The sequence below is a fragment of the Pedococcus sp. 2YAF34 genome, assembly GCF_052114585.1.
Lineage (GTDB): Bacteria > Actinomycetota > Actinomycetes > Actinomycetales > Dermatophilaceae > Pedococcus.
The window spans coordinates 15,594-42,066 of sequence record NZ_JBFRFA010000033.1 but is presented as its reverse complement, the minus strand read 5'-3'; the positions used below and the strand labels follow the sequence as shown (position 1 = coordinate 42,066).

At 73.3% G+C, this 26,473-nt stretch carries 28 protein-coding genes; 10 read left to right on the top strand and 18 right to left on the bottom strand.

Annotated features, from left to right (window positions below; genetic code table 11):
- The 3 genes from AB4Z02_RS15310 to AB4Z02_RS15300 all read left to right on the top strand — a co-directional run.
- A partial coding sequence (locus AB4Z02_RS15310; protein WP_441971970.1) for a hypothetical protein occupies positions 1-324 on the top strand: 324 nt, incomplete at its 5' end.
- Positions 321-704, top strand: coding sequence for a GntR family transcriptional regulator (locus AB4Z02_RS15305; protein WP_056882335.1), 384 nt, complete (start codon positions 321-323; stop codon positions 702-704). The genes AB4Z02_RS15310 and AB4Z02_RS15305, both read left to right, overlap by 4 nt.
- Before the next feature lie 45 nt (positions 705-749).
- The gene (locus AB4Z02_RS15300; RefSeq protein WP_235531309.1) at positions 750-2,039 is read left to right on the top strand and encodes a glycoside hydrolase family 3 N-terminal domain-containing protein; all 1,290 of its coding nucleotides are present in this window, start codon (positions 750-752) and stop codon (positions 2,037-2,039) included.
- 52 nt (positions 2,040-2,091) lie between these two features.
- Here the strand turns inward: AB4Z02_RS15300 and tsaD are convergent, their stop codons facing one another.
- From tsaD to glmS, 9 genes are all read right to left on the bottom strand, one after another.
- On the bottom strand, positions 2,092-3,141 hold the full coding sequence (tsaD, locus tag AB4Z02_RS15295) for a tRNA (adenosine(37)-N6)-threonylcarbamoyltransferase complex transferase subunit TsaD (RefSeq protein WP_056882334.1): 1,050 nt from the start codon (positions 3,139-3,141) through the stop codon (positions 2,092-2,094).
- A complete protein-coding gene (rimI, locus tag AB4Z02_RS15290; RefSeq protein ID WP_441971968.1) occupies positions 3,138-3,587 on the bottom strand; it encodes a ribosomal protein S18-alanine N-acetyltransferase in 450 nt (149 codons plus the stop codon). The genes tsaD and rimI overlap by 4 nt, the downstream gene beginning before the upstream one ends.
- Entirely contained in the window at positions 3,584-4,258 is a 675-nt protein-coding gene (gene tsaB, locus AB4Z02_RS15285) for a tRNA (adenosine(37)-N6)-threonylcarbamoyltransferase complex dimerization subunit type 1 TsaB (RefSeq protein WP_056882332.1), read from the bottom strand. Before tsaB ends, rimI begins: the two co-directional genes overlap by 4 nt.
- Positions 4,258-4,815 carry a tRNA (adenosine(37)-N6)-threonylcarbamoyltransferase complex ATPase subunit type 1 TsaE gene (gene tsaE, locus AB4Z02_RS15280; protein WP_200949189.1) on the bottom strand — a complete coding sequence of 186 codons (558 nt, stop codon included), beginning with the start codon at positions 4,813-4,815 and terminating at the stop codon, positions 4,258-4,260. Before tsaE ends, tsaB begins: the two co-directional genes overlap by 1 nt.
- Positions 4,816-4,849: 34 nt before the next feature.
- Positions 4,850-6,025: an alpha/beta fold hydrolase gene (locus AB4Z02_RS15275; protein ID WP_441971966.1), complete on the bottom strand. Its 1,176-nt coding sequence runs from the start codon at positions 6,023-6,025 to the stop codon at positions 4,850-4,852.
- Complete coding sequence (gene alr / locus AB4Z02_RS15270) at positions 6,022-7,206, bottom strand: alanine racemase (protein ID WP_441971964.1); 1,185 nt, start codon at positions 7,204-7,206, stop codon at positions 6,022-6,024. Before alr ends, AB4Z02_RS15275 begins: the two co-directional genes overlap by 4 nt.
- A gap of 64 nt (positions 7,207-7,270) precedes the next feature.
- Positions 7,271-8,725, bottom strand: a complete 1,455-nt coding sequence (locus tag AB4Z02_RS15265; RefSeq protein ID WP_441971963.1) for a bifunctional ADP-dependent NAD(P)H-hydrate dehydratase/NAD(P)H-hydrate epimerase — start codon at positions 8,723-8,725, stop codon at positions 7,271-7,273.
- A 1-nt stretch (position 8,726) separates the two neighbouring features.
- Positions 8,727-9,077, bottom strand: coding sequence for a holo-ACP synthase (locus AB4Z02_RS15260; RefSeq protein WP_056882328.1), 351 nt, complete (start codon positions 9,075-9,077; stop codon positions 8,727-8,729).
- A 10-nt stretch (positions 9,078-9,087) separates the two neighbouring features.
- Positions 9,088-10,947 (bottom strand): glutamine--fructose-6-phosphate transaminase (isomerizing), encoded by a 1,860-nt coding sequence (gene glmS / locus AB4Z02_RS15255; RefSeq protein WP_441971961.1) that lies wholly within the window; start codon positions 10,945-10,947, stop codon positions 9,088-9,090.
- Between the two features lie 99 nt (positions 10,948-11,046).
- Here glmS and coaA point away from each other — a divergent pair, with 99 nt between their 5' ends.
- Together coaA and AB4Z02_RS15245 are read left to right on the top strand one after the other, a co-directional pair.
- Positions 11,047-12,018, top strand: a complete 972-nt coding sequence (coaA, locus tag AB4Z02_RS15250) for a type I pantothenate kinase (protein ID WP_441971960.1) — start codon at positions 11,047-11,049, stop codon at positions 12,016-12,018.
- Between the two features lie 17 nt (positions 12,019-12,035).
- Positions 12,036-13,496, top strand: a complete 1,461-nt coding sequence (locus AB4Z02_RS15245) for a class II fumarate hydratase (protein WP_441971958.1) — start codon at positions 12,036-12,038, stop codon at positions 13,494-13,496.
- A 177-nt stretch (positions 13,497-13,673) separates the two neighbouring features.
- Here AB4Z02_RS15245 and AB4Z02_RS15240 read toward each other — a convergent pair whose 3' ends face one another.
- The 4 genes from AB4Z02_RS15240 to AB4Z02_RS15225 form a co-directional block, all read right to left on the bottom strand.
- Entirely contained in the window at positions 13,674-14,423 is a 750-nt protein-coding gene (locus tag AB4Z02_RS15240) for a hypothetical protein (RefSeq protein ID WP_156399787.1), read from the bottom strand.
- Between the two features lie 304 nt (positions 14,424-14,727).
- On the bottom strand, positions 14,728-15,231 hold the full coding sequence (locus AB4Z02_RS15235) for a hypothetical protein (RefSeq protein ID WP_441971956.1): 504 nt from the start codon (positions 15,229-15,231) through the stop codon (positions 14,728-14,730).
- Positions 15,232-15,239: 8 nt separating this feature from the next.
- Complete coding sequence (locus tag AB4Z02_RS15230) at positions 15,240-16,475, bottom strand: PhoH family protein (protein WP_369818870.1); 1,236 nt, start codon at positions 16,473-16,475, stop codon at positions 15,240-15,242.
- Between the two features lie 515 nt (positions 16,476-16,990).
- A complete protein-coding gene (locus AB4Z02_RS15225) occupies positions 16,991-17,752 on the bottom strand; it encodes an isoprenyl transferase (protein ID WP_441971955.1) in 762 nt (253 codons plus the stop codon).
- A 102-nt stretch (positions 17,753-17,854) separates the two neighbouring features.
- Here AB4Z02_RS15225 and AB4Z02_RS15220 point away from each other — a divergent pair, with 102 nt between their 5' ends.
- Both AB4Z02_RS15220 and trhA read left to right on the top strand, forming a co-directional pair.
- Positions 17,855-18,691: a thioesterase family protein gene (locus AB4Z02_RS15220; RefSeq protein ID WP_441971953.1), complete on the top strand. Its 837-nt coding sequence runs from the start codon at positions 17,855-17,857 to the stop codon at positions 18,689-18,691.
- Positions 18,692-18,721: 30 nt separating this feature from the next.
- Positions 18,722-19,414 (top strand): PAQR family membrane homeostasis protein TrhA, encoded by a 693-nt coding sequence (trhA, locus tag AB4Z02_RS15215; protein ID WP_441971951.1) that lies wholly within the window; start codon positions 18,722-18,724, stop codon positions 19,412-19,414.
- Between the two features lie 39 nt (positions 19,415-19,453).
- On the opposite strand, the gene AB4Z02_RS15210 is transcribed toward trhA, so the two are convergent.
- The 3 genes from AB4Z02_RS15210 to mca are packed head-to-tail and all read right to left on the bottom strand — an operon-like array spanning position 19,454 to position 21,100.
- Positions 19,454-19,849, bottom strand: coding sequence for a VOC family protein (locus tag AB4Z02_RS15210; RefSeq protein ID WP_441971949.1), 396 nt, complete (start codon positions 19,847-19,849; stop codon positions 19,454-19,456).
- 16 nt (positions 19,850-19,865) lie between these two features.
- Positions 19,866-20,165: a hypothetical protein gene (locus AB4Z02_RS15205; RefSeq protein WP_441971948.1), complete on the bottom strand. Its 300-nt coding sequence runs from the start codon at positions 20,163-20,165 to the stop codon at positions 19,866-19,868.
- On the bottom strand, positions 20,162-21,100 hold the full coding sequence (gene mca / locus AB4Z02_RS15200; protein ID WP_441971947.1) for a mycothiol conjugate amidase Mca: 939 nt from the start codon (positions 21,098-21,100) through the stop codon (positions 20,162-20,164). The genes AB4Z02_RS15205 and mca overlap by 4 nt, the downstream gene beginning before the upstream one ends.
- Positions 21,101-21,195: 95 nt before the next feature.
- Here mca and AB4Z02_RS15195 point away from each other — a divergent pair, with 95 nt between their 5' ends.
- On the top strand, positions 21,196-21,561 hold the full coding sequence (locus tag AB4Z02_RS15195) for a DUF4307 domain-containing protein (protein ID WP_441971946.1): 366 nt from the start codon (positions 21,196-21,198) through the stop codon (positions 21,559-21,561).
- 259 nt (positions 21,562-21,820) lie between these two features.
- Positions 21,821-22,315, top strand: coding sequence for a transcription elongation factor GreA (gene greA, locus AB4Z02_RS15190; protein WP_441971944.1), 495 nt, complete (start codon positions 21,821-21,823; stop codon positions 22,313-22,315).
- Positions 22,316-22,397: 82 nt separating this feature from the next.
- On the opposite strand, the gene ilvA is transcribed toward greA, so the two are convergent.
- Complete coding sequence (gene ilvA / locus AB4Z02_RS15185; RefSeq protein ID WP_200949175.1) at positions 22,398-23,621, bottom strand: threonine ammonia-lyase; 1,224 nt, start codon at positions 23,619-23,621, stop codon at positions 22,398-22,400.
- A 138-nt stretch (positions 23,622-23,759) separates the two neighbouring features.
- On the opposite strand from ilvA, the gene AB4Z02_RS15180 reads away from it, so the two are divergent.
- Positions 23,760-25,133, top strand: coding sequence for a ferredoxin reductase family protein (locus AB4Z02_RS15180; RefSeq protein ID WP_441971942.1), 1,374 nt, complete (start codon positions 23,760-23,762; stop codon positions 25,131-25,133).
- Here AB4Z02_RS15180 and AB4Z02_RS15175 read toward each other — a convergent pair.
- On the bottom strand, positions 25,130-26,470 hold the full coding sequence (locus AB4Z02_RS15175; protein WP_441971940.1) for a glutamate mutase L: 1,341 nt from the start codon (positions 26,468-26,470) through the stop codon (positions 25,130-25,132). The two genes, AB4Z02_RS15180 and AB4Z02_RS15175, sit on opposite strands and share 4 nt — an antisense overlap.
- Positions 26,471-26,473: the final 3 nt, after the last annotated feature.

The window sequence follows — 26,473 nt, the reverse complement described above, 5'->3', positions numbered from 1 at the left end:
GCCGCCGTCACCGCCACCCTGCGCCGCGTGGCCTCGCGCCCCCAGCCGGCCGTCGACGGCGACCTGCTCGCCGCCGACGACGCCCTGCGCGCCCGGAGCGCCAACGTCCTCGCGGGTTCGGCGGTCGTCGCCGCCGGGTACCCCGCAGCGAGCCTCCTGGGGCTCCTGGGCACGACGTTCGAGAGGAGCTCCGGCGCCTGGGCGGGGACGAGCGTCGCGGCCCTCCTCCTCACTGTGGTGGTCGGCTGGCTCGTGGCCGTCCGCCCCAGCCCGGCCCGCCGGGCCGTCCGGCCCGGGCCCACCCGCGCCCCGGCAGTCCCGTGAACATCGACGTCGACCCCGACAGCGCCGTCCCGGCGTACGAACAGCTCCGGGCGCAGCTCGCCGACCTCATCCGGTCGGGCGCGCTCGCGACCGGCACCAGGCTGCCGAGCATCCGCCAGCTCGCCAGCGACCTGGCCCTGGCCCCCGGGACGGTGGCGCGGGCCTTTCGGGAGCTCGAGGGCGAAGGGCTGGTCACCAGCCGCGTGCGACACGGCACCCTCGTGGCCCCGGTACGCGGCACCGCGGGCCACACCCGCGACCAGGTCGAGGAGGCAGCGCGCAGCTTCGCCCTGGTCGCCCGGCACCTCGGCCTCTCCGACGACGACGCGCTGCGGGCCGTGCGCACGCAGCTGGGACGCTTCCCGCCGCTCACCTCCTGACCTGCACGTCTGCGGCTGCGCGAGCCGGCGGGATAGGTTCGTCGGGTGAGTGCACGAGCCCTGCGACCCCTGCGGACGCTCAGCACCCTCGGCGCCGCGGCCCTGCTCGCCACCAGCTGTTCGACCGGCTCGCCTGCGCCGTCCGCGACGTCGACGGGTGGTGGCGCCGGCACCCGGACGGGCACGGCCCCGAGCACCTCGACGAGCTCGTCGACGCAGGGGACGACGACGACCACGACGTCACGCCCCGCGACCTCCTCGAGGACCTCCACCTCGTCGACCACCACCCCGTCACGCACCTGCGGCCAGCGGCTCGCGGCCGCCATGACGCCGTCGCAGCGGGCCGGGCAGCTGCTCATGGTCGGGCTGCAGCCCAGCGGCAGCTCTACCCAGCTCGCGGCCCAGGTGCGGGCACAGCACCTCGGCGGCGTCATCTACCTCGGCGGGTGGTCCGGCGGCACCGCCTCGATGGCGCGGATCTCGGCGCGGCTGCAGGACGCCGCCCACGGCAGCCTGCTCGTGGCCGCCGACCAGGAGGGTGGCGAGGTCCAGCAGCTGAAGGGCCCGGGCTTCGACACCATGCCCTCCGCGCGCACCCAGGCCACGCTGGGTACGACGTCCGAGCAGGCCGCGGTCCGCACCTGGTCGCACCAGCTCGCCCGCGCCGGCGTCACCATCAACCTCGCCCCGGTGGCCGACACCGTCCCCACCTCGCTGGGCTCGGCCAACCAGCCCATCGGGCGCTACCACCGAGACTTCGCGCCCGGCTCACCGAGCACCAACGCCCGGTACGTCGCCGCGTTCGTGCGCGGCTCCGTCGCCGGCGGCGTGGTGCCCACGCTCAAGCACTTCCCCGGCCTGGGAAGGGTGACCGGCAACACCGACGTCACCACCTCCGGCATCACCGACCCCACGACCAGGGCAGGCGACCCCTACCTCGCGCCGTTCCAGGCGGGCATCGCCGCCGGAGCCCCGGTCGTCATGGTGTCCTCGGCCTGGTACCCGCGGATCGACCCGAACCACCAGGCGATGTTCTCCAGGGCGGTGGTGACCGACCTGCTGCGCGGCAGCCTTCGCTTCCGTGGCGTCGTCATCACCGACGACGTGGGTGCCGCCCGCGCGGTGGCCGCCGTGCCGGTGGGCCAGCGGGCGACCCGGTTCATCTCTGCCGGCGGCGACATCGTCCTGACTGCCGACGCCGGCCAGGCCTCGACCATGCTCTCGGCCATCGCGGCGAAGCGCGCCCAGAGCAGGGCCTTCGCGGCCCAGGTCGACGCCGCGGCGGCCCGGGTGCTCGACCTCAAGGCCACGTTCGGCCTCGTCCGCTGCGGCTGACCTCCGACCTCTGACTGCCCGCCGGGCGGTGAGCCATCCGGGTCAGGTCCGGTCAGGACTGGACCAGGGTGACCGGCATCGAGGAGTCGGCGGGCAGGGACAGGTCGGACGGCGCGCGACCCTTGAGCACCATCTGCGCGCCGAGGGCTGCCACCATGGCGCCGTTGTCGGTGCACAGACCGGGGCGCGGCACGCGCAGCGTGATGCCCGCGGCGTCGCAGCGCTCCTGGGCCATGGCCCGGAGACGGGAGTTCGCGGCCACGCCGCCCCCGATCTGGAGGTGCTCGACGCCGTGCTCGCGGCAGGCGAGGACCGCCTTGCGCGTCAGCACGTCGGTGACCGCCTCCTGGAACGACGCGGCGACGTCAGCGACCGGCACGGGCTCGCCGGACGCCTCCCGGGCCTGCACCCACCGCGACACCGCGGTCTTGAGGCCTGAGAACGAGAAGTCGAACCGGTGCCGGTCCATGTCCCGGCCGGCGGTGAGGCCACGCGGGAAGTCGATGGCCACCCGGTCGCCCTCGCGGGCCACGCGGTCGATGTGCGGCCCCCCGGGGAACGGCAGCCCCAGCACGCGGGCCACCTTGTCGAACGCCTCGCCCGCGGCGTCGTCGATGGTGGAGCCGAGCGACCGCACGTCGTGGGTGACGTCCGGCACCAGCAGCAGCGAGGAGTGGCCGCCCGAGACGAGCATCGCCAGGGTCGGCTCGGGCAGCGGCCCGTGCTCGACGATGTCGACGGCGACGTGGGAGGCGAGGTGGTTCACGCCGTACAGGGGCTTGCCGAGCGCCACGGCCAGCGACTTGGCAGCGGCCACGCCGACCATGAGCGTGCCGGCGAGGCCGGGCCCGGAGGTGACGGCGATCGCGTCGAGGTCGTCGAGTCGCACCCCGGCCTGCCGGGTGGCCCGTTCGATCGTGGGGATCATCGCCTCGAGGTGCGCACGGCTGGCCACCTCGGGCACGACGCCGCCGAACCGCGCGTGCTCGTCGACACTGCTCGCGATCGCGTCGACGAGCAGCTCCTCGCCGCGCACGATCCCGACACCGGTCTCGTCGCAGGACGTCTCGAGCCCGAGGACGAGCGGCTGGTCGGCACTCACGAGTGTGCTCCTTCGAGGGTGAGTCGCATGACGTGGGCGTCGACGTCGCCCGGCTGGTAGTAGCGGCGGCGAACGGTCAGCACCTCGAAGCCGTTGCTGTCGTACAGGTTTCGAGCCACGTCGTTGTCGGCGCGGACCTCCAGCATGAGGTGCTCGGCGTGGTCCTCGCGGGCCCGGGCGACGAGCTCGTCGAGCAGCCGCCGGCCGAGGCCACGTCCGCGCGCGGCGGGAGCGACAGCCATGGTCATGACGTCGGCCACCTCACCACCGAGGTCGATCCCGGCGTACCCGAGCACCTGCCCGGCCTCCTCCTCGACGACGTAGGCGCGTCGGGGACGGCCGGCCAGCTCGGCCCACCACGTGGGCTCGCTCCAGGCGTCGTCGGGGAACAGCTCGGCCTCCAGGGCAGCCAGCTGGGGGATGTCGGTCCAGTGGACGTCCCTCATGCGCGGGCCCGCTCGGCCGTGGTGAGCGCGTCGGGGCGCCGCAGGTAGAGGGGCTCGACCGGCAGCGACTCGCCCTCACCCAGGAGCACCTCACCCAGCAGGGCGAGGGAGGCGGCCTGCACGTCGTGCGCGCCGAGGGCATGGGGGAAGAGCTCGGGGTACAGCGCCGGCCCGCGGCCCGCGGTGGGCAGCGACCGCACGTCCTCGGGCAGGTCGGCCGGGCGGTCGACGGCGGGGTCGGTGAGTCGCCGGGGCCGCGGCGCCCCGGCGAGGTCACCGTCGCCGACGGTGTACCGCGCCCAGTACACCTCCTTGCGGCGGGCGTCGGTCGCCACGAGGAACTCGCCCGCGCCGACCTGGGCCGCCGCGTCGACGGCCAGGGCGTCGAGGCTGCACACGCCGTGGACCGGTATGTCGCGGGCGTGGGCGAAGACCGTGCCCGTCACGATGCCGACGCGCAGCCCGGTGAACGGGCCGGGGCCGTTGCCGACGACCACGTCGGTCACGTCGGACGGCTCGCGGTGGGCCGTCTCGAGGCAGCGCCGCACGAGGGGGGCGACGTGCTCGGAGTGGCCTCGGGCGTCGAGGACCGTTGCGCTGGAAGCGATCCCGTCACCACGCAGGGCGACGGTGATCGCGGAGGTCGAGGTGTCGATGGCCAGGATCAGCATCAGGCCTCTTCCGTGGAGTCGTGGGCGGGCGCGTCGTCGGCCGGAGCGTCGTCGGAGAGTTCGTCGTCGGCCGGAGCGTCGTCGAAGGGGCTGAGCACCGGCAGGGGCACCGGCTCGGTCAGGGTCGTGAGGTCGACGTCCACCCACCGGGCGCCGTGCGGGACGACGCGGACGGTACGGGTGTCCTCACCGTCGAGGAGCACCTCGAGGCGGTCGTCGGTGAGGTCCTCGGCGAGGCCGTGGCCCCACTCGACGATGGTGACCGAGTCGTCGAGGGTGGCATCGAGGTCGAGGTCGTCGAGCTCGGCGAACCCGCCCAGCCGGTAGGCGTCGACGTGGACGAGCGGCGGGCCGTCGACCAGCGACGGGTGGACCCGGGCGATGACGAACGTCGGCGACGTGACGGGCCCGCGGATGCCGAGGCCCTGGCCGATGCCCTGGGTGAGCGTCGTCTTGCCGGCACCCAGCCCTCCGGTCAGCACCACGAGGTCGCCGGCGCGCAGGAGGGCCGCCAGCCGGGCACCCCACGCGCGGGTCTGGCCCGAGGTCGTCAGCAGGGGGCCGGCGACCTCGCGGGGGTCGGGGGTGGTGTCAGGCACTGCGTCCACTCCTTCGCGCCTTGGCGACCCGGCGGCGCTTCGACAGGTCGGTGACGGTGCGACGTACGCGCGGCTTGCGCTCGATGTCGACGTGAGCGGTGGCCGCCCGCATGCCGCGGTCGATGAGCTCGAGCAGCTGCTCGGTGACGACCTCGGGGTGCTCGAGCATGATGATGTGCCCGGCGTCCTCGACGACCACGTGCTCGGCACCGGGGACGAGGCGCACGATCGCCTCGGAGTGGTCCGGCGGCGTGAGCAGGTCCTGCTGGCCGTTGACGACGAGGGTCTCGATCCCGTGGAACTGCGCGAGGGCCGCCTGCTTGTCGTGCACGTTGATCGACGGCAGGAAGTCGGCCATCACCTGCAGCGGCGTCCCCATGATCATGTCGCCGGTGTAGCGGACGGTGTGCTGGGCCACCGGCGAGGCGAAGCTGTAGTGGTCGACGATGAGGTCCTCGACGTCACGACCGAGGCGGCGCGCGGTGTCCACGAGCTTCTGCTGGGTGCTCATGCGGGCGAGGAACCGGGGCCCCAGCCGGCCCAGGAACCGGCCCACGAACTGCCCGAACCCCAGCGTCATCATGTTGGTCCCGCCGGCGCTGGTGGCGACGAACGCCGCGGCGACCACGCGCTCGCGCACCACCTCGGGGAACTGCTCGGCCATCGACATCATCGTCATGCCGCCCATGGAGTGGCCGACCAGGGCGAGCGGCCCCTCGGGGACGACCTCCTCGATGACGCGGTGCAGGTCGCGGCCGAGCTGGTCGATGGTGCACGACTCGCTGTCAGCCACCTCCGAGCGGCCGTGGCTGCGCTGGTCCCACAGCACGACGCGGTACCCGGCCCGGGTGAGCGCCTTGCGCTGGAGCACCCAGCTGCGCAGGCTCAGCGTGTAGCCGTGGGAGAGGACGACGGTGGGGGCGCCCTCGCGGGCGGCGTCGTCGGCGGGCTCGTCGACCTCGACGTGCAGCGGCACGCCGTCGTCCGCGACCACGGCCAGCTCACGGCCGGCGACGTGGCCGTAGGCTCCGGCGGGGGCGAGGACGGACAGGCGGGCGGTGCGCTCGCGGTTGACCCGGCCCGCCGCGACACCGGCCGCGGTCGCGACGCCGGCAGCGGCGAGCCCGATACCGAGCCCGACCAGGCCCCGGCTTGGAGGTGGGGTCACGAAGGCACCTCGTCGAGGTGGACCCGGGGCACCTTGGCGCCCACCCGGGTGACGATCTCGTAGTTGATGGTGTCGACGGCCACCGCCCAGTCCTGGGCCGTCGGCTCCCCCGCGGCCCCGACGCCGAACAGCACCACCTCGTCACCGGCCCGGGTCGGGCTCTCGGGGCCGAGGTCGAGGACGAACTGGTCCATGCAGACGCGGCCGGCCACCGTGTGCCGGCGCCCGGCCACCTGGACCGGACCCACGTTGGTGGCGTGGCGCGGTACGCCGTCGGAGTAGCCCATGGGCACGAGGCCGAGCCGGGTCTGCTCGCTCGTGGTGTAGACGTGGCCGTAGGAGATGCCCTGCCCGGCGGGGCAGTCCTTGACGCTGGACAGGTGCGACAGCAGGCGCATCGCCTCGCGCAGCCCGAAGTCCTCCGGCGACCCGAGGTCGGGCACCGGGGAGAGGCCGTAGACCGCGAGGCCGGGGCGCACGAGGTCGTAGTGGGCCGAGTCGTTGGTCAGGGTCGCCGCGGAGTTGGCCAGGTGGCGCACCGGGGGTCGCACCCCCGCGCGGGCCGCCTGCTCGACGATGCCCTCGAACCGCTCCTGCTGCGCCCGCACGGTGGGGTGCTGCGGGGCGTCGGCGTAGGCGAAGTGGGAGAAGATCCCGACGACGTCGAGGAGCTGCTCGGACTCCAGCGCCGCGACCCGCTCGAGGATCGCCACCAGGTCGGCGTCCCAGGCACCGTTGCGCCCCAGCCCGGTGTCGACCTTGAGGTGGATGCGCGCGGTGCGGCCGGTGGACCGGGCGGCGTCGACCGCCTGGTCGAGCGCCCAGGTCGTGGAGATCCCGAGCTGGACGTCCTGCTCGAGCGCCCCGGCGAAGTCCTGTCCCGGCACGTGCAGCCACGACAGGAGGGGGGCCGTCACGCCCGCACGACGCAGCTCCAGCGCCTCGCCGAGCTGGGCGACGCCGAGCCAGGTCGCGCCGCCGCGCAGCGCCGCGCGGGCACTGGGGACGAGCCCGTGGCCGTAGGCGTCGGCCTTGACCACGGCCATGAGCTCGGCCGTGGGCGCGTGGCGGCGCAGGGCGGCGACGTTGGCGCTGATGGCGCCGAGGTCGACCTGGGCGCACGCGGGAAACCCCGGCGGGGCCGGGGCGAGGGGGCTGCTGGACGCCGTGTCGGTGGTCATCGCCCTCCAGTCTTCCACGGGTGCTCCGGCCGGTCTCGGAGGGCGTCCGTGGCGCCGGCGCAGGTCAGCGGGTGAGCAGGTGGGCGACCGTGCCGGGTACGGCGTGAGCCAGCGCCAGTGCGCGGACGGGACCACCGGGGTTGGCTCGGTCGGCGGCCACCCCGTGGACCAGCGCGCCGACGGAGCCGGCGTCCAGCGGGGAGAGTCCGGCGGCCAGCAGGGCCCCGCAGACACCGGCGAGGACGTCGCCTGCGCCGGCGGTCGCGGTCCAGGCAGGAGCGTCGGCCTGCGAGCGGACCGTGCCCTCCGGCGGGACCACGAGGGTCGTCGCGCCCTTGAGCAGCACCGTGGCGCCGGTCAGCGTCGCGGCCCGGCGGGCGTGTGCGAGTGGAGAGGCCTGGACCTGCTCGCGGGTGACCTCGTCGGAGGTCTCGTCGAGGCGGGTCAGGAGACGAGCGAGCTCGCCGGCGTGGGGCGTCAGAAGGGTGGGGGCCTGACGGCGCCCGGTCACGAGGTCGAGGCCGCCGGCGTCCACGAGCACCGGCAGGTCGGAGGCCAGGGCGGCGCGGGCGACGTCGAGCTGGGCCTTGCTGCCCTTCGCGCGGGAGGTCGTGTCGAGACCGGGGCCCACGACCCAGGCCTGCACACGTCCGTCGCCGATGACGACCTCGGGCACCGCGGCCCGGACGAGGCCCGTCGGTGCCGGGGTCCCGACGTAGCGCAGCATGCCGACACCGGCGCCCACCGCGGCGGTGCAGCACAGCACGGGCGCACCCGTGTAGTCCTCTCCCCCGGCGACGACCCCGAGCACCCCACGGGAGTACTTGTCGTCGCTGGCGCGGGGCACCGGCCACAGCTCGGCCACGTCGGCGAAGTCGAGCCGCTCCACGTCGGCCGCGCCCTCGAGCTCCAGCCCGATGTCGACGACCGTCAGCCGGCCCACGGCCGGCTCGGTCGCGGGCAGGACGTGGACAGGCTTGGCGACGGCGAAGGTGACCGTCTCGTCCGCGAACACCGCCTCGTCCTGGGCCTGCTCGCCCGCCGGGTCCTGCCCCGAGGGCAGGTCGACGGCCACGACGTAGGCGTCGGCCGGCACGGCATCCACCCAGGCGACGGCCTCGTCGGGCAGCCCGGGGCGGCCCCCGATCCCGAGGATCCCGTCGAGCACCAGGTCGGCCTCCGCGAGCGGGGCCGCCCAGTCGTCGTCGCTGGAGAGCACCTGCACGCCGGCTGCGAGCCACGAGTCGGCGTCGCCGATGGCCAGGGGCCAGTCGCCTCGTACGGCGACGCAGGCGAAGCCCTCGTCGGCGAGGTGCGCCGCGGCATACAGGGCGTCGGCGCCGTTGTTGCCCGGTCCGGCGAGCACCACCACGCGGGTGCCCCCGCCCTGGTGCAGCCGCGCGGAGCAGACCTCGGCGACGCCCTGCGCGGCCCGGGCCATGAGCTCGCCCTCCTCGAGCCCCGCCATGAGCTCCTGCTCGGCGGACCGGACGCGGTCGGCGGACCAGGCGCGCAGCACCTCAGCCCTCCGCGACGACGACTGCGGAGGCGATGCCCGCGTCGTGGGAGAGGGAGACGTGCCAGGCGTGGACACCGAGGTCGTCGGCGCGTGCCTCGACGGTGCCCGTGATGTGCAGGTGCGGCCGGCCGTCCTCGCCCCGGCGCACGGTGGCGTCCTGCCAGTTCAGGCCGACCGGTGCCCCCAGCGCCTTGGCGAGGGCCTCCTTGGCGGCGAACCTCGCGGCGAGCGAGTTGAGGGGCAGTGAGCGCTCCTCCTCGGTGAACAGGCGCTCGAGCAGCCCGGGGGTCCGCTCCAGGCTCTGCCCGAAGCGCTCGACGTCGACGACGTCGATGCCCACGCCCACGATCACCGGCGGACGCTCACTCGACCGTGACGCTCTTGGCCAGGTTGCGCGGCTGGTCGACGTCGAGGCCCTTGGCGCTCGACAGGTGCAGCGCGAAGACCTGCAGCGGCACGACGGTCAGCAGCGGGGCGAGCAGCGGCGACGTCGCGGGCACGCGGATCACCTCGTCGGCGAACGGCACCACGTCCTCGTCGCCGTCCTCGGCGACCACGATGGTGCGGGCGCCGCGGGCGCGGATCTCCTGGATGTTGGAGACGACCTTCTTGTGCAGGTCGTGGGGCGTACCCGGCCCGGGCACCACGATGAAGACCGGCTGGCCGGCGTCGATGAGGGCGATCGGGCCGTGCTTGAGCTCGCCCGCGGCGAAGCCCTCGGCGTGGATGTAGGCGAGCTCCTTGAGCTTGAGTGCGCCCTCCATCGCCACCGGGTAGCCGACGTTGCGGCCGAGGAACAGCACCGAGCGGGTGTCGGCCATGAACCGCGCGATCTCCTTGACGCGGTCCATGCGGCCGAGGAGCTCCTCGAGCTTGGCCGGGATCTCGTGCAGCTCCTTCATCACCGACTGCGCGTCGTCGGCGAACGTGCCGCCGCGCAGCTGCGCGAGGTAGAGGCCGAGGACGTAGCAGGCGGTGATCTGCGCCAGGAAGGCCTTGGTCGACGCGACGGCGATCTCGGGACCGGCGTGGGTGTAGAGGACCGCGTCGGACTCTCGCGGGATGGTCGAGCCGTGGGTGTTGCAGATGCTGAGGGTCAGCGCGCCCAGCTCCCGGGCGTGCTTGACGGCCATCAGCGTGTCCATGGTCTCGCCGGACTGGCTGATGCTGACCACGAGGGTGCGCTCGCTGGCGATCGGGTCGCTGTAGCGGAACTCGTGCGCCAGCGACACCTCGACCGGGATGCGGGTCCAGTGCTCGATGGCGTACTTCGCGACCATGCCCGCGTAGGCGGCGGTGCCACAGGCGACGATGATGATGCGGTCGACGTCCTTGAGCTGGTCCTCGGTGATCGACATGTCGTCGAGCACGAGCCGGCCCTCGATGTCGGTGCGACCGAGGAGCGTGTCGCCCACGGCGTGCGGCTGCTCGTGGATCTCCTTCTCCATGAACGTCGCGTAGCCGCCCTTCTCGGCGGCCGCGGCGTCCCAGGTCACCTCGTACGGCTTGCCCTCCGCCGGGGTGCCGTCGAAGTTGATGACCGTGTGGGAGTCCGGGGTGATCGTGACGATCTGGTCCTGGCCGAGCTCCAGGGCCTGGCGGGTGTGGCCGATGAAGGCCGCCACGTCGGAGCCGAGGAAGTTCTCGCCCTCGCCGAGGCCGACGACGAGCGGGCTGTTGCGGCGGGCCCCGACGACGACGCCCGGGCTGTCGGCGTGGACGGCCAGCAGGGTGAACGCGCCCTCGAGCCGGTTGACGACCGCCTTCATCGCCTCGGTGAGGTCACCGGTCTCGGCATACGCCTGGGCCACGAGGTGGGCAGCCACCTCGGTGTCGGTCTCGCTCTCGAAGGCGACGCCCTCGGCGAGCAGGCCCTTCTTGAGGGAGTGGAAGTTCTCGATGATGCCGTTGTGGATCAGGGCCAGTTTGCCGTCCTCACCCGCGCGGTGCGGGTGGGCGTTCTGGTCGGTGGGGCCGCCGTGAGTGGCCCAGCGGGTGTGGCCGATGCCCGTCGTGGCGCCCGGGAGGTGGTCCGCGTCGAGGGCGCCCTGGAGGTTGACCAGCTTGCCCGCCCGCTTCTCGCTCGCGACGCCGGTCTCGGTGACCAGGGCCACACCGGCGGAGTCATAGCCCCGGTACTCGAGGCGGGCCAGGCCCTCCATGACGACGTCCAGTGCCTTGCCGTCCGCGATGGGGCCGACGTAACCCACGATTCCACACATGCGGTGCAGCCTAACGGCCCACCAGCACGGCCACGGCATCCGGCGAGCGGCGGGCCGAGGTGTCGCACCTCGGCGGGGCGGGACGGCTCGTGGTCCACAATGTCGCGCGTGACGCATCCCGCCGCGAACCACACCGCCCTCCCCTCGCCGTACGTCGAGCTGGACCGGGCCGCGTGGGCCCGCCTGCGGGAGAACCAGCCGCTGAGCCTCGACGCCACGGACCTCGCGCGGCTGCAGGGCCTCGGCGAGCGGATCGACCTCGCCGAGGTCGAGGAGGTCTACCTGCCGCTGTCGCGGCTGCTCAGCTTCTACGTCGCCGCCACCGCCCGGCTGCACCGCATCACCGGTGACTTCCTCGGCGAGCGCCCGGCCAAGACCCCGTTCATCATCGGCGTCGCCGGGTCGGTCGCGGTCGGCAAGTCGACCACCGCCCGCCTGCTGCAGGAGCTGCTCTCCCGCTGGCCCGGCACGCCCCGGGTCGAGCTCGTCACCACCGACGGGTTCCTCTGGCCCAACGCCGAGCTCGAACGCCGCAACCTGTTGCAGCGCAAGGGCTTTCCCGAGTCCTACGACCGACGGTCGCTGCTGCGCTTCGTCGCCGAGGTGAAGGCCGGCAAGGCAGAGGTGACCGCCCCCGTCTACTCCCACCTCACCTACGACATCGTCGCCGGCGAGCAGGCCGTGGTGCGGCAGCCCGACGTCCTCATCGTCGAGGGCCTCAACGTGCTCCAGGCGCCGCGCCTGCAGCACGACGGCCGCACGGGCATGGCCGTCAGCGACTTCTTCGACTTCTCGGTCTACGTCGACGCCCACCTCGACGACATCCGCCACTGGTACGTCGAGCGGTTCCTGCGCCTGCGCGAGACCGCCTTCGCCGACCCCGACTCCTACTTCCACCGGTACGCCGCACTCTCCGACGACGAGGCCCGCGCACGGGCCGCGCGGATCTGGGCCGAGATCAACGAGGTCAACCTGCGCGAGAACGTCCTCCCCACGCGCAGCCGCGCCACCCTCGTGCTGTCCAAGGGCAGGGACCACAGCGTCCGCAGGCTCCGCCTCCGCAAGCTGTAGGGCGCAGAATGGCGGGTATGGAGCCTGCCGCCGACCCGACCCAGCCCACCTCCGCCTCTGCCTCCGCGTCCGCCACCTCCCTGCCGGCGCCGGCCACCCGGACCGAGCACGACTCGATGGGTGACGTCCAGGTGCCGCTCGACGCCCTGTGGGGTGCCCAGACCGCGCGGGCCGTCGACAACTTCCCGATCTCCGGCCAGCGCGTGCCGGCCGGTGTGGTCCACGCCCTCGCCCTGCTCAAGGGTGCGGCGGCCACGGTCAACGCGGAGCTCGGCGTCCTCGACGGGGCGCGCGCCGAGGCCATCACCGCGGCCGCGGAGGAGGTCGCCGACGGGCGCCACGACGACCAGTTCCCGATCGACGTCTTCCAGACCGGCTCGGGCACGTCGACCAACATGAACGTCAACGAGGTGGTCGCCCGGCTCGCCCACCTCGCGACCGGTGAGGCGGTCCACCCCAACGACCACGTCAACGCCGGCCAGTCCAGCAACGACACCTTCCCCAGCGCGCTGCGCATGGCGGCGACGCTGGCCGTCCACCAGGAGCTGGCGCCGGCGCTGGTCCACCTCGCGCACGCCCTGCGGGCCAAGGAGCAGGAGCTCGCCGACGTCGTGAAGGCGGGGCGCACGCACCTCATGGACGCCGTGCCCGTGACCCTGGGGCAGGAGTTCGGCGGCTACGCCCGGCAGGTCGAGCTCGGGGCCGAACGGGTCCTCGTCGCGGCGCAGGCCACCGCGGAGCTGCCGCTGGGCGGCACCGCCGCAGGGACAGGTCTCAACGCCGCGCCCGGCTTCGCCGCAGCCGTCATCGCGAGGGTGAGCGAGCGCACGGGAGTGGAGTTCCGGGAGGCGGCCGACCACTTCGAGGCCCAGTCGGCCCAGGACGCCGTGGTCGAGCTGAGCGGCGCGCTCAAGGTGGTGGCCGTCAGCCTGACCAAGATCTGCAACGACCTGCGCTGGATGTCGTCCGGCCCGCGCAGCGGTCTCGGCGAGATCCACCTGCCCGACCTCCAGCCGGGGTCGAGCATCATGCCGGGCAAGGTCAACCCCGTGATTCCCGAGGCGACCCTCATGGCCTGCGCCCGGGTCATCGGCAACGACACGACGATCACCCTCGCCGGGGCCTCCGGCGCCTTCGAGCTCAACGTCATGCTGCCCCTGATGGCGCAGACGGTGCTCGAGTCGACGACGCTGCTGTCGACCACCTCACGGCTGCTCGCCGACCGGTGCGTCGACGGCATCGAGGCCGACCGCGAGCGCGCCCTCGAGCTCGCCCAGGGCTCACCCTCGATCGTCACCCCGCTCAACCGCTACATCGGCTACGAGGCGGCCGCCGCGGTGGCGAAGCAGTCGATCAAGGAGCGCCGCTCGATCCGCGACGTCGTCATCGAACGCGGTCACGTCGAGCGTGGCGAGCTCACCGAGGCACAGCTCGACGAGGCCCTCGACGTGCTGGCCATGGCCCGCCCCCCTCGGTAGCTCCGGCCCCGAGGTCTGGGACTTCGGGGCACGGGCGGCCGCATGGCCCGAGGTCTGGGACTTCGGGGCACGGGCGGCCGCATGGCCCGAGGTCTGGGACCTCGGCACATAGGGGCGGGGCGCAACGCAGAACGCCGCCCCCGACAGGCGGGGGCGGCGTTCGTCAGCTGCGGTGGCTCAGTACCAGTGCGGGGAGCGGCTCTGCCACTGGTCCCACGCGTTGCACGGGGTGCCGTAGGAGGAGCGGATGTACTGCAGTCCCCACTTGATCTGGGTGACGGGGTTGGTGCGCCAGTCGGCGCCCACGCTGCCCATCTTCGAACCGGGGAGCGACTGCGGGATGCCGTAGGCGCCGGAGCTGGAGTTCTCGGCGGTGAAGCGCCAGCCGCTCTCGCCGTTCCAGAGGTTGTCCAGACAGCTCCACTGGCCGTCGTCGAAGCCGTAGTCGCCGAGCAGCGCGCGGGCCGCGGCGCGGGGGTCCTTCTGCGCGTTGGCGACCAGCGCCTGCTTCTTGGCCGCGAGCGCCTGGCGGGCCTTCTCGCGCGCCACCTTGGCGGCGGCCTCGCGGCGGGCGGCGGCAGCGGCCTTGGCGGCGACGACCGCCTTCTGCCGGTCCTGCTCCTGCACGGCGGCGATGCTCGCGTTGGTGTCGTTGCGGTCGGCGGCCAGGCGGGCCGTGTCCTCGATCTGCGCGTCGGCCAGCTCGTTGGCCTGCGCGACCGCCTCCGTGCTCACCGTGAAGGCCGCAGTGCCGGTCTGGCGCTGGTCCGTGGCCTGGTAGCCGGCCGCGGTGGTCGCCACGACGGCCAGCAGCAGGCTGGAGGTCACTGCGGGGCGGCGCAGCGAACGGGTGAGGACAGAGGACCGAGAGGTCGTCCTGCCGTGGGTCGCCGCGTTGCGGTGACGGCCCTGGTAGGGCGTGCTCATACAGGTTCCTCCAAGGGAGAGGCCACCTCGTGGGTGGCCTCGTTCGGTGCCGGGGGGACGGAGCTGCGCGGGGCCCTGCATCCATACCCGGCGCTCGTTATGAAACCGAGACTTTACCCGAGGGGGTGGCCGGTTCCGAAATCGTCCACAGACCAGAGTGACGGATGTGAGTCCTGTGACCAGAAGATGGGCCGTTCGTCCGATTCTCGGGTGTCTGGGCATGAACGAGCCCACGCCACGGTAGGGCCGAAGGTCCCGGCCTCGGTCACCCGCGGCCGCCGACCGCCACGCCCTCCGGGGCCGCCTACCGGCAGACGGTGATCCCGGCGAACGGCATCGGTCGGACGGCGACGAGGAAGTCGTAGGACCACGCCGTCGGGGCCACCACGCGACTGACCGGCACGGGCGACCCGGAGGTCTTGTCGCAGGTCGCCGCGGCGGTCCAGACGCCCTCACGGGGCACGGGAAGCACGTACGAATACGTGTCGGGGCTCGTGTCGTCGCACAGGGCCAGTGGCGGCGTGGACCCGTCACCGACGACGACCGGACCGGAGGAGTTGCAGACGACCCCGGCCGAGCCGCTCCGCAGGATCACGCTGACGCGATCGGAACCCTCGCGCCTCGCGTACAGGGTCGCGCCGTCGGCCGTGCCGACCTGCTCGTACCCCCGTGGCGTCTCCGGCTCCCCCGAGCAGCCGGCGGCGAGGAGCGCCACGAGCACCGTGCCCCCGAGTGCCGCAGCCACGACGAAGCGCCGGCCACGCCTGGGCGTGACCGGCGCTTCGATCTCGGGGTGTCGAGCGGCCACCAAAGGCCTCAGATCTCGAGGCCTTCGAGCAGGTCGGTGACCAGGGCTGCGATGGGGCTGCGCTCGCTGCGGGTCAGGGTGACGTGCGCGAACAGGGGGTGGCCCTTGAGCGCCTCGATCACCGCGGCGACGCCGTCGTGGCGGCCGACCCGCAGGTTGTCGCGCTGGGCGACGTCGTGGGTGAGGACGACGCGGGAGTTCTGGCCGACGCGGGACAGCACGGTGAGGAGCACGTTGCGCTCCAGGCTCTGCGCCTCGTCGACGATGACGAACGCGTCGTGCAGCGAGCGCCCGCGGATGTGGGTCAGGGGCAGGACCTCGAGCATCCCGCGGTCCATGACCTCCTCGACGACCTCGTGGGAGACCAGCGCGCCGAGCGTGTCGAACACCGCCTGCGCCCAGGGCCCCATCTTCTCGGACTCGCTGCCGGGCAGGTAGCCGAGCTCCTGGCCGCCGACCGCGTAGAGCGGGCGGAAGACGACGACCTTGCGCTGCTGGCGTCGTTCCATCACGGCCTCGAGCCCGGCACACAGCGCCAGGGCCGACTTGCCGGTGCCCGCACGGCCGCCGAGCGACAGGATGCCCACGTCGGGGTCGAGCAGCAGGTCGAGCGCGATCCGCTGCTCGGCGCTGCGGCCGTGGAGCCCGAAGGCGTCGCGGTCGCCGCGCACGAGACGGATCTGCTTGTCGGCGCCGACCCGCCCCAGACCGCTTCCCCGCGGCGAGAGCAGGACGAGGCCGGTGTGGCACGGCATCTCGGCGGCGGCGGCGTTCTCGACGCGCCCGTGCTCGTAGAGAGCGTCCATCTCCTCGACGGTCACGTCGAGCTCGGCCATCCCGGTCCAGCCGGAGTCGACCGCGAGCTCGGCGCGGTACTCCTCCGCGGCCATACCCACCGCGGAGGCCTTGACCCGCATGGGGAGGTCCTTGCTCACGACGGTGACGTCGAAGCCCTCGTTGGACAGGTTCTTGGCCACGGCCAGGATGCGGGTGTCGTTGTCGCCGAGCCGGAACCCGGCCGGGAGCGAGCTGGGGTCGGTGTGGTTGAGCTCCACCCGCAGGGTGCCGCCGTCGTCCCCGACCGTGACGGGCGCGTCGAGCCGGCCCTCCCGCACGCGCAGGTCGTCGAGCAGCCGCAGCGCCTGCCGGGCGAAGTAGCCGAGCTCCGGGTGGTGCCGCTTGGCCTCGAGCTCGGTCACGACCACGACCGGCAGGACGACCTCGTGCTCCTTGAACCGCAGCATGGCGCGGGGGTCGGACAGCAGCACCGAGGTGTCGAGCACGAACGTCCGGAAGTCAGGGGTCCTGCCCTTGCTCCTGCGCTTGGGCGCCGGGGAGACCCGGGGTGCGGCCGCGGTGGCAGCGCTGGCGGGACCGGAGGCGGAGCTGGTCGAGGTGCGACGGGTGGTGTCGTGGTTCGAGGCCAATGTCTCTCCTTGGCACAGCGCGCGCTCCGGCGCGGTGCGCCTACTCGCGAACGAGGTGCCGGGACCAGGCCAACCCACCGCGGTGGGGCCGGTTCCGACCCTCCGCCCGGAGCTGGATCTGCTCCATAGGTTGGCCTCCCCGAACGCCGGACGGGTGCCCTGCGCCACTGCCGACGGTACGGCCCGACCCGCCCGGGGATGGGCAGGTTCGCGGCGTGTCACGCAGAGTTGGCCCGTTGTTCCGAGGACGTCCTCCGACGTTGTGCCGAGCGCGGCCCCTGACCCTCCGCAGGGCCCCACCCCGGCAGGACCGGGTACGGCGTCGCGCCGGCTCAGCCGCCGAAGCGGCGGTTGCGCTCGGAGTAGGCGCGCAGGGCGCGCAGGAAGTCCACGTGCCGGAAGTCGGGCCAGTAGGCCTCGCAGAAGTAGAACTCGCTGTGCGCGCTCTGCCACAGCAGGAAACCGCTGAGCCGCTGCTCCCCCGAGGTGCGGATGACGAGGTCGGGGTCGGGCTGGCCCTTGGTGTAGAGGTGCTCGGCGATGTGCTCGACCTGCAGGGTCTCGGCCAGCTCCTCGATCGTGGTGCCGCTGGCGGCGTGGGACACCAGCATCGAGCGCACGGCGTCGGTGATCTCCTGCCGGCCGCCGTAGCCGACCGCGACGTTGACGGTCATGCCCTGCACGTCCTCGGTGAGGTCGGCGCTCTCCTTGAGCCGTCGGGCGGTCTCGGCGGGCAGCAGGTCCAGGGAGCCCACGGGGTTGATGCGCCAGCGCCGGGTCCGGGCGAGGTCGGCGACGGTGGTCTCGATGATCGACAGCAGCGGCACGACCTCGGCGGCCGACCGGTTGAGGTTGTCGGTCGACAGCAGCCAGAGCGTGACGACCTCGACCCCGGCCTCTTCGCACCAGTCGAGGAAGTTGGCGATGTTGTCGGCACCGGCCTGGTGGCCTTCCTTGGTGCCGTGGCCACGCGCCCTGGCCCACCGGCGGTTGCCGTCGAGCATGACCCCCACGTGCCGCGGCAGCGTCGCGCGCTCGAGGCGACGGCTCAGGCGCCGCTCGTACGCGGCGTACAGGAGGTCGGACAGCGCCACGGTCACTCCTCGGCTGGTCGGTGGACGGAGCGGTGGACGGAGCCCCGTCCACCGACCCACGCTACCCCCGTCGCCGAGGGGTGATGGGGCAGGATCGGGCCCATGTCGTCCGCGCCGAGCTCCTTCTACGTCCTCGACGACGCCGGCGACGCCGGCGAGGGCAGTAGCACCAGCAGCAGCACCGTCACCGCGACGCGCCACACCGCGGGGCCCTGGTCGCCTGCCGCCCAGCACGGCGGCCCTCCCATGGCGTTGATGGCCCGGGAGGCGGCTCGCCTCGGTGACGGCACCCGAGTCGTCGCGCGGGTCACCTGCGACCTGCTCGGACCCGTGCCTGTGGGGCGGCTGCACGTCGAGGCCAGGGTGGCGCGGCCGGGCCGCACGGTCGAGCTCGTCGAGGTCGCCCTCACCGACGTCGACACCGGGCGGCAGGTGGCCAGGGCCGCGTTGTGGCTGGTCCCGCGGGAGGTCACCGGCCCAGTGACTCCCCTGCCGCAGCCGCCCGCGGGCCCCCTCGAGGGCCGCGAGCAGCCGGTCCCGCCGGGCTGGCACCGGGGCTACCTCGACGCCATCGAGTGGCGCTGGGTCGCCGGGTCGCTGGCCGAGCCCGGTCCGGCCACCGTGTGGATGCGTCCGCGGCTGGGGCTGCTGCCCGGCGAGCCGCTGAGCCCGGTGGAGCGGCTCCTGACCTGCGTCGACTCCGCCTCGGGCGCCGGCGCCGCCCTGGCCAAGGACGAGTGGCAGTTCATGAACACCGAGCTGACCGCCCACGTGGTGCGCGAACCGGTGGGCGAGTGGGTCTGCCTGCAGGCGCAGACGACCGTCGCCGGCGGCGCTGCGGGGCTCGCGAGGGCGGAGGTCTTCGACGAGCAGGGCTTCGTGGCGCACTCGGCGCAGAGCCTCCTCGTGAGGCCCGCCACACAACCTACGCCTTCGTAAGTTACGCAACCGTAGGTTAGGATGTCCGCCATGACCACGACACCCGCCCCCCGTTCCGAGCAGGGACCCGTGGAGTCTGTCGTCGCCGCGGTGAAGCCCCACCTGCGCGGCTGGCTGCACGCCGGCATGGTGCCCCTGGCCCTGGCCGCCGGCATCGTCCTCATCGCCCTGGCGCCCACGACCTCGAGCCGCATCGCCGCCACCGTCTTCTCCATCTCCGCGTGGCTGCTGTTCGGCACCTCGGCCGTCTACCACCGCGGCAACTGGTCACCCCGGGTGGCCGGCGTGCTCAAGCGGATGGACCACTCCAACATCTTCCTGATCATCGCGGGCACCTACACGCCGTTCGCGCTGCTGCTGCCCCCTGAGCAGCAGCGCACCATGCTGCTCATCGTGTGGATCGGCGCCGTAGCCGGTGTGCTGTTCCGCGTGTTCTGGGTCGGCGCGCCGCGGTGGCTCTACACCCCGGTCTACGTCGCCCTCGGCTGGGTGGCCGTGTTCTACCTCGGCCCACTGCTGCACTTCGGCGGCCCCGCCATCGTCACCCTCATCGCCGTCGGCGGCCTGCTCTACACCGCCGGCGCGCTCGTCTACGGCATCAAGCGCCCCAACCCGTCACCGCGCTGGTTCGGGTTCCACGAGATCTTCCACGCGCTGACCGTGGCGGCCTTCGTCACGCACTACATCGCCGCGTCGATGACGGTGTACGGCGCGGCCTCCTGACCCTCGGCGCAGGCACCTGACGCAGGCGTACGGCGCCGGTCAGGACTGATCGGCCGGCAGCGGGGCCGTCTGCCAGAGCCCCACGACCGTGCCCTCGGGGTCGGCGAAGTAGGCGTTCCAGCCCATGGGGCCGACCGACATCTTCTCCCGGACCACCGAGCCGCCGCGCTCCTGCACCTGGGCGAGCGTGCGGTCGATGTCGTCGACGTCGATGACCACCACGGGCTGACCCAGCGGCGCCCCACGCTGCCCCATGCCGCCGTTGACGAAACCCGGCTCGGTGGCGCCCCGGTCACCCGAGGGACCGGTGGTGACCAGGGTGTAGGCCATGTCCGGCACGTCCTGCATCTGCCAGCCGAACAGGTCGCCGTAGAAGGCCTTGGCCCGGGCCTCGTCGTCGAACGGTAGCTCGAAATGGACCACGCGACCGCTCATGGCACACCTCCGGGAGTCAGCTGGGGTCGTGCTCCCCAGTGTGCCCCTGGGAGCCCCCGCCGTCATCGGCCGCGGAAGCCTCTGTCGTCCCCTCGTCCCGGGTCGCCGCGTCCGGGCTCGAAGGACGGCCCTTGCGCGCACGCCGCTCCTGCTCGGCCCGCTCGGCCTCCTTGGCCAGCTCCTGCGAACGGTAGGACATGCGCCGCATCCGGGCGTTCATGTTGCGCATGAGCAGGTAGAGGGCGAGCGCGAGGACGAAGAACGCCACGAACCCCCACAGCCCCGGGGAGACGAGCGAGGACGGGGCGCCGTTCACAGGATCGAGGCCTTGCGCTGGTCGTGCACGACCTCGAGGCCGCCCCGGGTGGCGAGCTCGTCACCGGCGGCGGCGTCCCGGATGCCGGCGAACAGGTCGTCCTCGTCGGGCTCGATCGGCACGTAGGAGAGTGCCGCCTCGTACTCCTCGGTCGGCCAGACCGACGCCTGCAGCTCCCTGGGCACCTGGAACCAGGTGCCGTCGGGGTCGATCTGCGTCGCGTGCGCGAGCAGCGCCTGGTCGCGCACGTCGAAGTAGTCGGCGCAGTGCACGCGGGTGGTGATGTCGCGCGGCGGGCGGTCCTCCCACCGCTCCAGCCAGTCGGCGTACGGGCTCTCCTCGCCGAGGGCGATGAGCGCCTCGTGGAAGGCCACGATCTTCTCCTTGGAGAAGCCCTGGTTGTAGTAGAGCTTCAGCGGCTGCCACGGGGCGCCCGCGTGCGGGTACGCCGACTCGTCGCCGGCCGCGAGGAAGGCCGCCATCGACACGGTGTGGGTCATGACGTGGTCAGGGTGGGGGTAGCCACCGTTCTCGTCGTACGTGGTCATGACGTGCGGCCGGTAGCGGCGGATCTCGCGGACCAGCGCCTCTGTGGTCACGTCGAGCGGCTCCAGCGCGAAGCACCCCTCGGGCAGCGGCGGCAGCGGGTCGCCCTCGGGCAGGCCCGAGTCGACGAAGCCGAGCCAGGTGTGCTGGACCCCGAGGATCTCCTGCGCCCGCTTCATCTCCTCGCGGCGCACCCGCGGCAGGTCGCGCAGGATGTGCACGTCGTCCTTGAGGTTGGGATTGAGCACGTCGCCGCGCTCACCACCCGTGCACGAGACCACCAGCACGTCCGCGCCCTCCGCGACGTACTTGGCCATCGTCGCCGCGCCCTTGCTCGACTCGTCGTCGGGGTGCGCGTGCACCGCCATGAGCCGCAACCGGTCAGCCACCTGCACAACCTCACTCGTCCATCGCCGACAATGGGACCACGCGGGTCGGTCGACCCGGGTCCGCTCGACATCCTCTCACCCGTGGAAGGGCCACCATGCCGCTCCCCCGCCCCGCCCCCGGCACCGGTCGCTGGTGGGTCGTCGGCATCATCGGCTGCACCATCGGGGTCGGCCTGGCGGTGTGGCTCGGCCTCGCCAACAGCCTCGGCGCCATCACGGCCACCGACACCGGCTACAAGGTGCTGGACGACCGCAGCGTGCGGGTGGAGTTCGACGTGCACCGGCCCGCCGGCGAAGCGGTCACGTGCCGCATCCAGGCGCTCGACGCGACCTTCGGCGTCGTCGGCGTCACCGACGTCGACGTCCCGGCCTCGGACGAGCGCTCGGTGCACAAGGTGGTCGTGGTCCGTACCGCCTCGCGTGCGGTCACCGGCGTGGTCGACAGCTGCACCGCCCACTGACCGTCCGCCGACCGTCCGCTGACCGGACGCCCTGACGACACCCACCCTGACCAGCCACGACGCCACCGGCCGCCCCGCGGACGCGCGGCTCCCGAGGGCCGGGGGAATGGACCGTTTCGTGGCGCTGGCTGTACCCTTGTGGTTTCACCTAGCGGTCTGGACCTGACGACGCGAGTGGTCGGGGTCCGGGCCGTTGTGCGTAACACCCCTCCCTCCGGCGCAGCCGCGCCGACACAGGGACCCGATCAAGGAGTACGACGTGAGCGACACTGCGACCCCCACCGCGAGCTACCTGACCCAGGAGGCCTTCGACCGTCTGAAGGCCGAGCTGGACCAGCTCTCCGGCGACGGCCGCACGGAGATCGCCAAGAAGATCGAGGCGGCCCGCGAGGAGGGCGACCTCAAGGAGAACGGCGGCTACCACGCGGCCAAGGAGGAGCAGGGCAAGATGGAGGCCCGCATCCGCCAGCTGACCCAGCTGCTCGAGAACGCCACCGTGGGCGCCAAGCCCGCCGACGACGGCGTCGTCGAGCCCGGCATGGTCGTCACGGTCGACATGTTCGGCGACGACGTGACCTTCCTCCTCGGCTCGCGCGAGATCGCCGACGGCTCGGACCTCGAGGTCTACAGCGAGAAGTCGCCCCTCGGTGCCGCGATCAACGGCAAGAAGGTCGGCGACAAGGCGAGCTACGAGGCGCCGAACGGCAAGAGCATCCAGGTGACCGTCAAGGCGGCCACCCCGCACGTGCCCTGAGCACCCCCCCGTACGACGCGAAGGGCCGCACCCCACCGGGTGCGGCCCTTCGTCGTTGCACTGAGCTTTGGGTGCCGGTGCGTCAGCCGAACTTGAGGTGGTAGCCCTTGCCGCGCAGCGCGCGCAGGACCTCCTCGCAGTGCTGCTTGCCCTGGGTCTCCAGCTGCAGCCCGATCTCCACCTCGTCGACGCTGATGGTCGTGCCGGTGCGGATGTGCTCGACCTCGAGGACGTTGGCGTCGATGGCGGCGCAGTCGGCGAGCAGGCGCGCGAGGTTGCCGGGGCGGTCGGGGACGCGGACCCGGAACTGCAGGTAGCGACCGGCGGCCGCCATGCCGTGCCGGATGATGCGCAGCAGGAGCAGTGGGTCGATGTTGCCCCCTGACAGCACCGCGACGACGGGCCCGTCGACGGGCTGCCCGGCGCGGCCCAGCAGGTGGGCGACGGCGGCCGCACCTGCGGGCTCCACAACGAGCTTGGCCCGCTCGAGGATGAACAGCAGCGCGCGCGACAGCTCCTCCTCGGACACCGTCTCCATCCCGTCGACCAGGTCGCGGACGAGGGCGTACGGCACGTCGCCCGGCATACCCACGGCGATGCCGTCGGCCATGGTCTGCATGTTCTCGTAGGGCACGGGCTTGCCCGCCGCCAGCGACAGCGGGTAGGCGGCTGCCTGCTCCGCCTGCACGCCGACGATGCGCACGTCCGGCCGGGCGGCCTTGACCGCCACCGAGATCCCGGCGAGCAGCCCGCCGCCACCGGTGCTGACGACGATCGTCCTCACGTCGGGGCACTGGTCGAGGATCTCCAGGCCCGCGGTGCCCTGGCCGGCGACGATGTCGTGGTGGTCGAAGGGGTGGATGAGCACCGCCCCCGTCTCGGCCTCCCACTCGCGCGCCTTGACCAGGCACTCGTCGATGGTGGTGCCCACCTGCTCGATGGTCGCGCCGTACGCCCTCGTGGCCGTGAGCTTGGGCATCGGGGCGCCGTGGGGCATGTAGACCTTCACGTCGATGCCGAGCAGCTGGCCCGCGAGGGCGACGCCCTGGGCGTGGTTGCCGGCGCTGGCGGCGACGACACCGCGGGCCTTCTCCTCGTCGCTGAGCCGTGACATCCGGGTGTAGGCGCCGCGGATCTTGAACGAGCCGGCTCGCTGGAGGTTCTCGCACTTGAGGAAGACCTCGCTGCCGACCCGGTCGGACAGCGCGCGGCTGTACTCCAGCGGGGTGGGGCGGACGACGCCGCTGAGCAGGTCCTGCGCAGCGCGGACGTCGTCGAGGGTGACGGACAGCAACGGTGATGCCATGGGCGCAGGTTAGCGCCCGGCAGACGGTGCCACGGACCGTGCGGCGGGGGCTGCACCGCCTGCGCTGTATGCCTGACCTCCAGCCCGGGCGCCAGCCCTACTCTGGGTGGCGTCGCCCCGCTCGGAAGGGGAAGCCTCGTGGCCTTCACCAACCGGTCCGGCCGACGCCTGGGCACCTGGGGAGGCGGCGCGAGACGGCGGAGGCTGGCCCCGCTCCTGTGGACCGCAGCCGTCACGGCCTCGCTCGCCGTGCCGTGGTGGGTCGTGCTGCGCCTGGAGGTGTCCCACGCGCAGGGCAGCTGGCGGTTCCTGTCCCTGGTGGCCAGCACGACCGCCGCCTCCCTGCTGGTCGCCGCGGTCGTCCTGCCGTCGCGGCTGCGGGCGATCACCTCGCACCTCGGGGTGGAGCGCATCCTGCGCCAGCACCGCCTCCTGGCCGTCGTGGCCGCCCTGCTCGTCGCGGCGCACGTCGTCTTCGTGGTGCTGCACGACCGTGAGGGCCTGCGCGTCCTCGACCTGCGGGACGCGCCACCACGGGTCTGGGCCGCCACCGTCGCGACCCTCGCCCTCGCCGGGCAGGTGGTCCTCGCGCTGAGCCGGCGGTCGCGGGGTCGGCGCTACGAGCGCTGGCGCCTGACCCACGTCGTGCTCGCCAACGTGCTCATGGCCACGGCGGCCCTGCACGTGCTCTGGCTGCAGGACCTCACGGCGTACGGGCCCGCCCGGTGGTGGCTCGCGGCGCTGGGCGCCGTCATGGTGGCGGTGACGGCCTACCGCTGGCTGTGGCGCCCGTTGCGCGCACAGCGACGCGCGTACGTCGTCGACGAGGTGCGTGGGGGGCCGGGGGCCACCGTGGTCGTGCTGCACGCCAAGGGGCACGGCGGCATCCCGTTCCGGCCGGGACAGTTCGCGTGGCTCAAGGTCGGTGCCTCCCCCTTCGTCTTCGAGGAGCACCCCTTCACCATCTCCTCCACCGCGACCGAGCCGTGGCGCAAGGAGTTCGCGGTCAAGCCACTGGGCGACTTCACCCAGGAGCTGTCCGGGCTGTCACCCGGGCAGCGGGTCTACCTCGACGGGCCGCACGGGTCGTTCACCCTCGACGGGCTGCACTCCTCGGCGTTCGTCTTCATCGCCGGCGGGGTGGGCGTCACCCCGATGCTCAGCATGCTTCGCACCATGGCCGCCCGCGGCGACCGCCGTCCGACGGTGCTCGTCGTCGCCGGGCGCACCGCGGACGACCTGCTGCACCGGGCCGACCACGAGCACCTCGACGCCAAGCTGGACCTGCGCGTCGTGGAGGTGCTCGAGGAGCCACCGGAGGACTGGCGCGGGGAGGTGGGGTGGCTCACCCAGGCGGTCCTGCGCGGCGCCCTGCCCGTCCGGCGGGCGGCGGGTCGGGTCGACTACTTCGTCTGCGGGCCCGGGCCGATGGTGGCCGCGACGGTGCACATGCTGCAGGAGCTCGAGGTCGGGCCGGCCCGCATCCACACCGAGCTGTTCGACGTGGTCTAGCGCAGACCGGGGACCAGGGCCGGCTGGTCACCGACCACGGCGCGCGCGAGGGCGACCGCGACCTCGGGGTGCGCCTCGCGCAAGAGACCGACCGCGAAGAGCAGGTAGGCCGCGTCGGTCACCACCGTGGCGTCGCGCGGCACGCGCCAGCCGCCGGCGTGGTCGGCGACCACCGCGCCGAGGACGTCGGCCCGACCCTGCTCGTCCGCGTGGCGCAGGACGCCTCCCGAACCCACCACCACCCGGACGTCGGCCAGCGGCCTGGGGCTGGAGCCCGGCCCCGCAGGGCGGGCGTGGCGGCGTACGGCGACGAGGGCCGCCGCGCGGGCCAGGTCGAGGTCCAGGGCCCGCTCCGTGGCGTCGACCGGCAGGTGGGACGGGTCACGGGCCACGGTGGCGGCGTAGGCGGCCAGCGCGCCGGGCACGGCCACGTGCTCGCGGTGCGCGGCCTCGACCACACCCTCGGCGTTCCAGCGCATGCCGAGGTCGGCCTCCACCGTCCGTGACTGCCACAGGGGTGCCACGACGTCCTTGGCCAGCCCGGCGTCCTCGCCCTGGGGGCGCAGCGCGGAGTAGACGTCGGTGGTGGCGCCGCCGATGTCCACGACCAGGACGTCGCCGCCGAGGTGCTGGGCGAGCACCTCGACACCGTAGAGCACCGCGTCGGGGGTGGGGGCCTGCACCATCCCCGCGAACTCGGGACCCCGGGACAGGCCCTTGCCGCCGATGACGTGCTCAAGGAAGGCGCGGCGGATGGCGGCCCGGGCCCCTTCGGGGGCGATCACCCCGATCCGGGGCAGGACGTTGTCCGCCCGCTCGTACCGCCGTCCGGTGGACTCCAGCAGCGCGGCCACCTCGGCCTGGGCCTTGGCGTTGCCCGCCACGACCACGGGCGCACCCAGGCGGGCCCGCGCGATACGACCGGCGTTGTGCAGCAGGACGTCGGCGTTGCCGCCGTCGGTGCCGCCCACGAGCAGCACAAGGTCGGGCCGGGCGGCGCGCAGGGCCGCCACGTCGGCGCCGGTGAGGGGGCCGGAGGTCACGTGGCACACGCGCGCGCCGGCGCTGAGGCCGACGCGGTGGCCGGCCTGCGCCGTCACCTCGCGCTCGTAGCCCACCACCGCGAGGCGCAGGCCACCCCCCGCGCTGGAGCAGGCGAGCACCTCGTCGACCTGGCCGTGGGAGGCGAGCTGCTCGCGCAGGAGGCGGTAGCCGTCGAGGACGTCGGTGCCGATGGTCGTCGGGGTCGCGGCCGTCGCCACGAGGCCGTCCGAGGAGTCGACCAGCGCCGCCTTGGTGAACGTCGACCCGAAGTCGACGCACAACAGCCTGCTCACCGG